Here is a 10,324-nt window from a genome sequence, read left to right on the forward strand (position 1 = left end):
TGACCCTAATTGCGCGTCGCTTGACTAAGCTGTATGGCATGTCCGTTACGCCCAGTCCTCGTCGCCGCGTACCCGCGTCGCCGCGACGCCGGGCGTATAATGTGCGTCGAGTTCTGCCGACGGTCGACGAAACATCGGCCGGTGGCGTGACCATTGATGTCGTCGGAGGGCGAGCATTCGTCGCGGTCATTGCCCGGCGCAACCGGGTGGGCCGATTAGAGTGGTGCCTTCCTAAAGGACATCTCGAGGGGGACGAAACTGCGCCGCAGGCAGCGGTTCGAGAAATCTATGAAGAAACCGGCATCAAATCGCGTGTTTTGCGCCATCTCGCCACGATCGACTACTGGTTTGCGGGCGATGACCGGCGCGTGCACAAGGTCGTCCACCACTACCTGCTCGAAGCCCTCGGCGGCTACCTCACGGTCGAAAACGATCCCGACCACGAAGCCGAGGATGTGGCATGGCTGACGCTCGAGGAGGCGGCGAGCCGACTCGCCTATCCCAACGAGCGTCGCGTCATCGCTACCGCCCGGGATGTGTTGATAGGTCGAGCATGAGCCGGCGCGCTCGCCTCGCATTCCTCCTGGTCGCTTTCTCCCTCGTCGCGCTCCTCGTGCCGGGGCTACCTCGCGCCCATGCCGCAGGCGAACTCACCGTCGAGCTGCGCGGCCTGGCGCCCGCAGTCCTCACCGGGCCGAGCGACGTGACCCTGAACGTGCGCGTCACGAATAATACGGGCGCTCCGATCGCCGAACCCGTCGCCGAAGTCCGCCTCCAGACCTGGACGCCGGTCGCCCGCAATCGCCTCGATGACTGGCTCGTCGGCAAGGACGACACGGCGACCACTCCCCTGCTCGACTCGACGCTCGACGCCCTCGCACCCGGAGAGGCCCGCGATGTCACGCTCGTCGTGCCGAGCGCGAACCTCCCCGCACTGTCCCGCGGGCCGCGCGGGATCCTCGTGCGCGTCTCCCCCGCCTCCCTTGGCGATGGAGCCGGCGACACCAGTCGGGAAGGCAGCGCCCCGCCGTCGGGCATCGACCGCTCCTACCTCATTAACTGGCCCAATAGCTCGCTGCCGCCGGGCAAGTTCCTCGTCCTGGGAACGGTCGCGGCCAGCAGCCGCGATATTGCCGCCGCCCCCGATTCGGCCGCGTCTAGCGAGCAACTGAGCAAGTCCGCGACCGCGCTGTCGGATGCGGGCGTCCAGCTCGCGGGAGATCCGGCGCTCGATAATCCGCCGGTGCGCACGCCGCTGTCGCTTCCCGCCGGCGATCCCGATATCTCCTTCCTCGCGGGCAGCCAGTCCGGGCGCGACATCCTGTCGCGGGCGACGAGCGGCGCGAGTACGACCCCGATGCTGTGGTGGCCGACGAGCGCGACCGCCAATGCGCTCGCCGCGCGCCCGAAGGATGCGATCCTCGTCGTCGGCGATGACGAGGCCAAAGCGAAGGCCGGCACCTATTACACGCCGTCCGGCATCGCGACGGTGCAGGGCGCGCCCGCGCTCGTGTTCGACACGCGGATGAGCTCCCACCTTGCGGCGAGCGGGAACGACATTGCGCACCGCCAGGCCATGCTCGCCCACGCCGCGGCCGCGATCCGCGAGCGTCCGAACGATCCGCGCACCTTCGTGCTCGCGGTGCCGCGCGATGCCGATACGACGATCGTCGCCGAACGCCTCGCGGCCCTCACCGGCGCGCCATTTTCGGTACCAGGCCTCGTCCCGAGCGTGTCTGGCGACGCGTGGGCGCCGACGGATACGGAACCCGAGACCCGCTGGCAGCTCGAAGAAATCGCCGACCCCGCCGACCCGTCGCGCACCCTTAACCAGCTCGCGGAGGCGGAGAAGAAGGCGCGCGCGGTCGCGACGCTCACCTCATCGCCGACGGAGTTCACGAACGCTCTTGAGGTCATGTCGCGCCACCTCGTCTCCACGACCTTCGCCAACAAGCCGAATGACCGCGCCGATATCCTCACCGCGATCCAGGAGCGCGCCGCCCGCCTATCGCGGGCGATCACGGTCGAGACGCCCTCGTCGCTGCTGCTCATCTCAGATCAGCCCGATATCCCGATCTACCTCCACTCCAAACTCACGGCGCCCGCGAACGTCGTCGTCGACCTCATCGCCCAGGACCCGCGACTGCAGACACCGGGCACGGTGAAAGCCACCCTAGAGCCCGGCACGCGCACCGCCGTCGCGATGCCCGTCAACGCCGTCGGCTCCGGCGACCTCAAGGTCCGCATCCAGGTCTCGAGCGAAAGCGGCGAACCGATCGCCTCCTCGGACGTTTTCGACGTGCGCGTGCGCGCCGACTGGGAGAACGTGGGAACAGGCGTGGCCGCGGGACTTCTCGCCCTGCTCGTCATCGGCGGTATCATCCGGACCATCCGCCGCAATCACCGCCACGGCGTGCGCGACCGGCAACTCGATCCGGCAGGGAACTAAGGAGAGGTCATGGTCAGAGAGCGGGGCCTTGCTGGCTCGTCCGCACTCATGTTTTCCGGGACCCTCGTCTCACGCATCCTCGGACTCCTGCGCAACGCGCTCCTCGTCGCCGCGATCGGAGCGAGCGCGGGCCAGGCCGACCCGTTCGCCGTCGCGAACACGCTGCCGAACATCATCTACAACCTGCTCGCCGGCGGCGTCCTCAACGCGGTCCTCGTGCCGCAGGTCGTGCGGGCGCTGCGCCGCAAGGACGGCGACGAATACGTCAACCGGCTCCTGACCGTCGCCGGGCTCGGCCTATTCGGCCTCACCGTCGTCGCGACGCTCGCGAGCTCGCTCATCGTGACGCTGTACGCCTCGCAGCTCGATCCAGCGTGGTTCGACCTCGCGGTCGCGTTCGCGGTGTGGTGCCTGCCCCAGATCTTCTTCTACGGCGTCTATACCCTGCTCGGCCAGGTCCTCAACGCCAAGGGCTCCTTCGGGCCCTATATGTGGGCGCCCGTCGCCAATAACGTCGTCGCGATCATCGGCCTCGTCATCTACCTGTGGGTCTTCGGCTTCGCCCGCGACGGCTCGGGCGCGAGCCCCGGGGACTGGACGGGCGCGCGCATCGCGCTGCTCGCCGGATTCGCGACCCTGGGCGTCGCGATCCAGGCCGGGGTCCTCATCACCGCGCTGCGGAAGACGGGCTTCCGCTTCAAGTGGCGGCTAGGCGTCGCCGGCCTCGGCGGCGCCTCCCGGATGGCGATGTGGTCGTTCGCGGGCCTCGCCGTCGGCCAGCTCGGTTTCCTCGCGGTCACGAACGTCGCCGCCGCCGCGAACGGTGCGGCCGCGACCTCTGACATCATGCTGCCGGCGAACCAGACGTATAACAACGCCTTCCTTATCTACATGCTGCCGCAGTCGCTGTTTACGACCTCGCTCATCACCGCGCTCTTCCCGCGCATGAGCGATAAGGCCGCGGCCGGCAACCACGCCGGCGTCGCCGCGGACTTCGGGTTCGCGCTGCGCATCACCGCGACCTTCACGCTGTTCGCCGCCGTCGCCTTCGCCGTCCTCGCGGTCCCGCTCGCCCACGTCGTCCTGCCGTCGGTGACCGCCGACGAGGCCCGCAACGTCGCCCTCGTCCTGCTGCCGCTCGCGCTCGGCATCCCGTTCCAAGGGGCGTGGTCTGTCGTCCAGCGCGCGTTCTTCGCCTACGAAGACGCGCGCACCCAGTTCTTCATCCAGATCCCGATGGCCCTCGCGCAGATCATCATCTCGCTCATCGGCTGGTGGCTCGCTCCCCCGCTGTACTGGGTACCCATCGCCGCTGCCTCGACCGCCGTGTCCATGGCGATCGGCGCGGTCGTCGGCTACGTCAAACTGTCGAAGAAACTCCCGAACGTCGACCACGGCCGCATCCTCGGCGTCGTCTTGCGCCTCGCGATCGCCGCCGGAATCGCCGGCCTCGTCGCCCTCGGCGGCCTCAACCTGATCGGACTGCCCGAAGCCTCCGGCGCCGCGAGCACCTTCACGCGCTCGGTCTTCACGGTCGCGCTCCTCGGCACGATCATGGCCGCGACCTATATCGGCGTCGCGAAACACTTCCGGATTCCCGACATCGACCAGCTTCTCGCGCAGGTGCTGCGTCTGACGATGAAAATCGTTAGAAAAGTCCCGATTATCGGCCCGCGACTTGCTGGCGCGTCGCGTGCGCAGGCAAACGTCGTGGACAATAGTTGGAGTAGGGACGAACGACGAGAAGAGGATGGACAGTCGGTGGACGACCTCTCGGGCTTGATCGGCCACCTTGTTGGCGGACGTTACCGCCTCGATCAGCTCAGCACTATCCCGGCCTCTGGCGCGGGCACATGGCTGCATGCCACCGACACGGTCCTCGACCACGCCGTCGCGCTCTTCTTATCCCGCGACGACCTCTCGGCCGACCAACTCGTCGATTCCGCGCGCCGCGCCTACCTCATCGACTCCGACCACTTCCCGGCTATCCGCGACGTCGAGGTCGACCCCGAACTGTCGCGCGCCTACGTCGTGACCGACACGTTCCCCGAGCCGAACCTGGCCGATGTTCACCTGTCGCCCGACGAGGCGAGCGCCATCGTCGGCACCGCCGCGAGCATCCTCGAGGGTGCCCGCAGCCGCGGCGTCCACCACCTCAACATCACGCCCGACCACATCCGTATCGCCCCGACGGGCGACCTCGTGATCGTGGGTCTCGGGATCGATGGCGCCCTACGCGAATTCGACGATGGCGGCGATGCCGTCGAGCGCAGCTTGCTCGCTACCGAGGCGGACGCCGACGACCTGCAGGAGCTCTACTCGCATCTGTGCGGCGCTGCCGGATCCCAGTCCCTCGCCGAAGCACGCTCCGCGGCCGATGTCGTCACGGCGCTATCCCCCATCACGCGCTTCGCCTACGACTCCGCACTCGATACGCTCGCGATCTCCCGCCATTCCGGCCGCCCCGCGTGGCTACCCGTCGAGACCGAGACGACGCCCGCCCCGGCCGTCTCCGAGCCGCCGCCACCGCCCGGCCCCGCGGGCGACTGGCACCCGAGCTTCGTCGAGTCGAGCCTTGCCGACCCCGGGCCGGACTTCACCGAGATCATCAACCTTGACCTCGACGACGTGACCCCCGCGGCCCCGTCCCACGCGGCCCCGCGGCGCTCGGGTGACACCGTCGAGGAGGAGCCCGCGGACGAACCCGAGGTCGAACCCGAGACCCCGGCCGAGCCGGACGTCCCGGTCCCGGCCCCGATGCCCTTGCCGCCGCCGGTGACCTCCGCGCGCGCTGCCACCGACGAGTCGACGACCACACCGCAGGACCGCCGCCGCCGCGCGAGCGAGGCCCTCGGTAAGACCAAGAACGCCATCCTGTCGGGCGCGAGCGCCGACGTCGCGACGGCCAAGGCGCTCGAAGCCGCCGAGAAGGCGCGTATCGCGGCCGATAAGGCCCGCCAGGCCTCGCGCCGCCAGGCCGATGTCACGACGATGCGCATCGAGGGTCTGGTGACGAAGCTCGATGGCTTCGCGGCGAAGCACTCCATCAACCTGCCCGGCGAGGTCGAAGAATACGATTCGTCGACGCCGCTGTCGCGCCGCAAGATCGATCCGAGCCCGCTCATCCTCACGGTGTTCGCGGCGCTGCTCATCATCGTGCTGTTCCTCGCGCTGTCGAACCTGCGCCAGCCCGGCACGGTCACGCCGCCGACCCCCGAAGTCACGAGGAGGCAGGCGACCGAGGAGCCGAGCAAGGCACCCGCCGAACCGACCGAAGAGGCGACGCCGGAGCCGACGACCGAGGCCCTGGCCGCGCCCGTCATCTCCTCGATCGACGTCCTGGACCCGCAGGGCGATGGCAAGGAGAATCCCGACCTCACTCCCCGCGCCTTCGACGGCGACCCGGAATCGTTTTGGCGCTCCCGCTTCTACAAGAACCCGACCTACGGCAACAAGGCCGGCATCGGCCTGAAGATCAACCTCACGGAGAAGGCGAAGCTCTCCGGAGTGACCCTGACCCTGCGCGGCAACGGTGGACACGTGCAGGTCAAGACCGACGCAAATGACCCCATCGGCGGTTCAGTCGTAAGCGAAGCCGACATGTCCCCGACCACAGAACTGAGTTTCGACACGATCGAAACCGATACCGTGATCCTATGGTTCACTGCCCTCCCGAAGGCGGATTCGGATGGCAAGAACCGCGTTGAACTCGCTGAGATCACGCTGAAATAACCCAGCGGGAATACCCCTTGGGGTACGCGCGTTACCCATATCGGGACGAACAGCCGAAGAAAGAGAAACCCCATGACCAATTCGCTCCACGACGTCATTGTTGTTGGCTCCGGCCCCGCCGGATACACCGCCGCCATCTACGCTGCTCGCGCTGGCCTCAAGCCGGTCGTTTTTGCAGGGGCCATTAGCGCCGGCGGCGCACTCATGACGACAACCGAGGTTGAGAACTTCCCGGGCTTCTCCGAGGGCGTCCAGGGCCCCGACCTCATGGAGAATATGCGCGGCCAGGCCGAACGCTTCGGCGCCGAGATCCGCTTCGAAGACATCGTCTCCGTCGATCTTTCCGGCGAGACGAAGACCGTGACGAATGACGACGACGAGACCTTCTCCGCGAAGTCCGTGATACTCGCGCTCGGCTCCGAGTACAAGAAGCTCGGCATCCCCGACGAGGATCGCCTCTCGGGCCGCGGCGTCTCGTGGTGCGCGACCTGTGACGGGTTCTTCTTCCGCGACAAGGAGATCGTCGTCGTCGGTGGCGGCGACTCCGCGATGCAGGAAGCCACCTTCCTCACCCGCTTCGCCTCGAAGGTCACCGTCATCCACCGCCGCGATGAACTGCGCGCCTCCAAGATCATGGCCGAGCGCGCGATGAACGATCCCAAGATCGAATTCGCGTGGAATTCCTCCCCCGTCGGCCTCGTCGGCGAGGACAAGCTCGAGGGCGTCATCGTCGAAGACACCGTCACCGGCGAGAAGCGCACGATCGACGCTTCCGGCATGTTCATCGCGATCGGCCACGCGCCGCGCACGGACATCGTGACCGGCCAGGTGAACCTCGACGACGACGGCTACATCCTCGTGGACTCGCCCTCGACCAAGACCAACATCGACGGTGTCTTCGCCTGTGGCGACGTCGTCGACCACACCTACCGTCAGGCCATCACGGCGGCCGGAACGGGCTGCGCCGCGGCCCTGGACGCCGAACGCTATCTCGTGGCCCTGTCCGACTCGGACGTCGACGAGAAAATCACCGAAAGCTGGAACTAGCTCCTTTGGAGGACAACAATGAGCAACGTATCTGACGTCACCGACGCCAACTTCACCGAGGAGGTCCTCCAGTCGGAGACTCCCGTCCTCGTCGACTTCTGGGCCACCTGGTGCCCGCCGTGCCGCATGATGGCACCGATCATCGACGAGATCGCGGCCGAGAAGGGTGACGCCCTCAAGGTCGTTAAGCTCGATACCGACCAGAACCCGGAGACCGCCGGCGCCTACGGCATCGTGTCGATCCCGACGTTCATTCTCTTCAAGGGAGGCCGGTCCGTCGCCCAGGTCATCGGGGGCCGACCGAAGAAGGACCTGTTGAAGGAAATCGAACCACACCTCTAGGCCGCATAAGCTAACCGGCCGCGTCCCCCAACGGGGCGCGGCCGGTTTTGCGTATCGAGGCAACAAGTAAGGCCCGAAGATCTCTCTTCGGGCCAGAATCGCAGTCTCGCGTTAGCGGAGAATCTGCTCGCGCATGTGCAGCGCGCCGTTGGCAGACCGGCAGGCCGCATCAAGATCGCCATGCAGGACATGCTCGAAGTTCATCGAGGCACCCCGCGAGACGAGGTCGACACGGATCGAAGCCAGGAGAGCAACAGCAGCAATCGCAGCGAACAAAACGGTGGCGATGACGATCACGGTGTTTCCTTCCGGGTGTTGCTTTTTCGTGGTGACATTTCAAGTGTCCTACTTGTCCGAATCCATTTCAATCACATTAATCTGCAATCGTAATGTAGTTTTACTTCATAGCGGCAAGCTCGAGGAGACTTGACGACTCCTTGGTGAAGACAACGGCGTTTGACTCACGATTTGAACCCCGTTTGACCACAGCGACGATTCGTGCTCTCACATACGCGCGCTTAGTGGTGAACACCACCCATGACCCGATGATGATGAAGATGAAATTGGAGAAGAACGACGGCCATGCGCCCGTTGTGACGCAGGCCATGGCAAGGAGGCTAGCCCCTCCCATGTTGAGCGCGTGGTAGCGCAGCGAGTCGCCCATGATGCGACGAGAGGACACGAGGAAGTAACCGGTAAGGCACATCAAGCAGCCGACCCATCCCAGGGCGCCTACGGCTGTCATCCAAAATTCGTTCACGGCAGCATCGTGACAGCACTTTGAGTTCTAATCAATCGAACCTATCTACACATGCTGTACAGTTTTACTTTATGCAGCTCAATTCGCGTCGACTCGAGATCCTGCTATCGATCCACCGCGACGGTGGCGTCGTCTCCGCAGCCGACTCTATGAACATGTCCCCCTCGGCCGTTTCTCAGCAGATTCAACAGCTAGAACGCGAGGTCGGGGTCGCCGTCATCGAACGTACCCCACACGGTTCGGTCCTCACTCCGGCGGGTCGGATCCTTGCCGACCTGGCCGAAACCATCGAGACCGAATCCTTCAAGGCCACCCGGTCCCTGGCCGGACTTGCGGGGCAAGTCACAGGTAGCGTCGTCATCGGCGGCTTCCAAACCGCCATCCGAAACCTCCTGATCCCCCTCCTGCCCCGCGTCGCCGACCGGCTGCCCGGTGTCCAGGTCTCGATCCGTGAGGTCATCGAAAAGCACGGCATGCGCGAACTGCGCTCCGGCGTCGTCGACCTGCTCATCATGGAGCGCGACTTCGAAAAGCAACTCGTGGTACCCCGCGGCATGCGCGACGTGCCCTACGCCGATGAACCCTGGCTCCTCGTCCAGCCCTCGGGCGACGCTCGCCCCACGACGATCGCGGACCTGACCTCGACGACGTGGCTCGCCGTCGACCAGGCCGCCGCCTCCGCGCAGGCGGTCGAGCGCCTCCAATCCGCCCTGCCCGACCCGAAGATCTCGATCCACCGCTACGCCGATTACGACGTCGCCCTCGACATGGTGCGCGCCGGCCTCGGCTCGACGGTCCTGCCGAGCCTCGCGGTCTCCAACCTCGAGGACAAGGACATCCAGGTCACGCGCCTGCCCGGCCTCGGCGTCCGCCAGCTCGTCATCCGCCACCGGCTCGGTGCCGGCGGCCTCGAGCCCGCGCACGAAGCGGTCATGCAGCTCCTCGTGGAGACGGGCGATGCCATCAGCCTGCCGGGCGCCGGCCCGCTCGATCAGTAGTGATACGGCGAGCGGAACCCGGCCGCCGACGCCAGCGCCTCGAGGTAGAAGTAGTCACCCCACGCGGTCGACCCGTTAATCCCGGCGCCATGCGGGACGTGGTAGGTCGAGAGCCGCAGCAGGCTGCCGGACTCGGGAGCCTCGACGATGGCGCCCGCGCGTTCGAGCAGCGCGACGTTGTCCGCAAGAAGCTCGCCATCGTCGAACTGGCAGTGCCCGGCCAGCGCGATCGCGAGCGCCCCGGAATCCTTCGCGTCCGTCTCGGTTGCGGCCAGGTCCCACGGTACGAGCGTGTCGCGCGCCGGGGCGAGCAGGAGCCGGTCGAGTTCGGTGATCTCGGCAGCAAGGTCCAGGCCGCCGAGGTCGAGGCCGCGCTGCCGGACGATCCGCAAGCCGTAGCTCACCCATGCCAGGCCGCGTGTCCAGCCCGTGGAGTCGGGCGCGCAGCCCTGCTTGGTAAACGGCCGCGCGAAGTGACCCTGCACGTTGAAGACGCCGCCCTGGTACCACTTTCCGGTGTCGACGCGTAGCTGAGCTGCCATCCGCTTCAGGTGTCCGAACGCGACTTCGCGCTGCGTAACCGTCGCTTCGGGCGTCAGCAAGAGCGGGACATTCATGAAGGAGTCGACGATCGCGCGCGCCTCCCCGAGCGGGTCGGCGCCATGCGTATCAACCATCCCGCTCGGCGGATGGACGAGCGCCTCCAGGCCCGTGCGGCACAGCTCGCGCGCCTCGGTGGCTTTAGCGATCAGCGTCGCCGGATTGCCGGAAAACGCGAGGATGCCGATGAACCCGAGGTCGTGGTTGTAGTAGTGCAGTGCGTCTCTAAGCGACCCGAGCATGCGCTCCTGCTCGGCGATCCGACGCTCGCGGACGACCTCACTGCCCGTCAGTTCTTCGACGACAGTTGAGTCCCTCATAGTGGTGTAGCGGGGTGGTCGTGCTGGACAGCAGGGCGGTCACCGCGTGATCCTCGAGTTCATCTTCTACAACTCA

Annotated in this window: 9 protein-coding genes; 6 read left to right on the forward strand and 3 right to left on the reverse strand. The window is 66.5% G+C overall.

The annotated features are described in order from the left end of the window. Window positions 1-38 precede the first annotated feature (38 nt). The 5 genes from BSZ39_RS06230 (at window position 39) to trxA (ending at window position 7,570) form a co-directional block, all read left to right on the forward strand. On the forward strand, window positions 39-557 hold the full coding sequence (locus BSZ39_RS06230; protein ID WP_073716508.1) for an NUDIX hydrolase: 519 nt from the start codon (window positions 39-41) through the stop codon (window positions 555-557). After that, a complete protein-coding gene (locus BSZ39_RS13850; protein WP_073716509.1) occupies window positions 554-2,449 on the forward strand; it encodes a DUF6049 family protein in 1,896 nt (631 codons plus the stop codon). Before BSZ39_RS06230 ends, BSZ39_RS13850 begins: the two co-directional genes overlap by 4 nt. Before the next feature lie 9 nt (window positions 2,450-2,458). Continuing rightward, a complete protein-coding gene (locus tag BSZ39_RS06240; RefSeq protein ID WP_073716510.1) occupies window positions 2,459-6,181 on the forward strand; it encodes a murein biosynthesis integral membrane protein MurJ in 3,723 nt (1,240 codons plus the stop codon). Between the two features lie 72 nt (window positions 6,182-6,253). Next, window positions 6,254-7,228: a thioredoxin-disulfide reductase gene (trxB, locus tag BSZ39_RS06245; protein ID WP_073716511.1), complete on the forward strand. Its 975-nt coding sequence runs from the start codon at window positions 6,254-6,256 to the stop codon at window positions 7,226-7,228. An 18-nt stretch (window positions 7,229-7,246) separates the two neighbouring features. Further along, complete coding sequence (trxA, locus tag BSZ39_RS06250) at window positions 7,247-7,570, forward strand: thioredoxin (protein WP_073716512.1); 324 nt, start codon at window positions 7,247-7,249, stop codon at window positions 7,568-7,570. Window positions 7,571-7,681: 111 nt separating this feature from the next. On the opposite strand, the gene BSZ39_RS06255 is transcribed toward trxA, so the two are convergent. Both BSZ39_RS06255 and BSZ39_RS06260 read right to left on the reverse strand, forming a co-directional pair. Next, window positions 7,682-7,867, reverse strand: coding sequence for a hypothetical protein (locus BSZ39_RS06255; protein ID WP_073716513.1), 186 nt, complete (start codon window positions 7,865-7,867; stop codon window positions 7,682-7,684). 100 nt (window positions 7,868-7,967) lie between these two features. Beyond that, window positions 7,968-8,330: a CBU_0592 family membrane protein gene (locus BSZ39_RS06260; protein WP_143180409.1), complete on the reverse strand. Its 363-nt coding sequence runs from the start codon at window positions 8,328-8,330 to the stop codon at window positions 7,968-7,970. Between the two features lie 71 nt (window positions 8,331-8,401). Between BSZ39_RS06260 and BSZ39_RS06265 the strand changes: the two genes are divergently transcribed. Then, a complete protein-coding gene (locus tag BSZ39_RS06265; protein ID WP_073716515.1) occupies window positions 8,402-9,328 on the forward strand; it encodes a LysR family transcriptional regulator in 927 nt (308 codons plus the stop codon). Here BSZ39_RS06265 and BSZ39_RS06270 read toward each other — a convergent pair. Beyond that, window positions 9,322-10,248 (reverse strand): hypothetical protein, encoded by a 927-nt coding sequence (locus tag BSZ39_RS06270; RefSeq protein ID WP_073716516.1) that lies wholly within the window; start codon window positions 10,246-10,248, stop codon window positions 9,322-9,324. The two genes, BSZ39_RS06265 and BSZ39_RS06270, sit on opposite strands and share 7 nt — an antisense overlap. Window positions 10,249-10,324: the final 76 nt, after the last annotated feature.

The organism is Bowdeniella nasicola (assembly GCF_001907295.1).
GTDB classification, from domain to species: Bacteria; Actinomycetota; Actinomycetes; order Actinomycetales; family Actinomycetaceae; genus Bowdeniella; species Bowdeniella nasicola.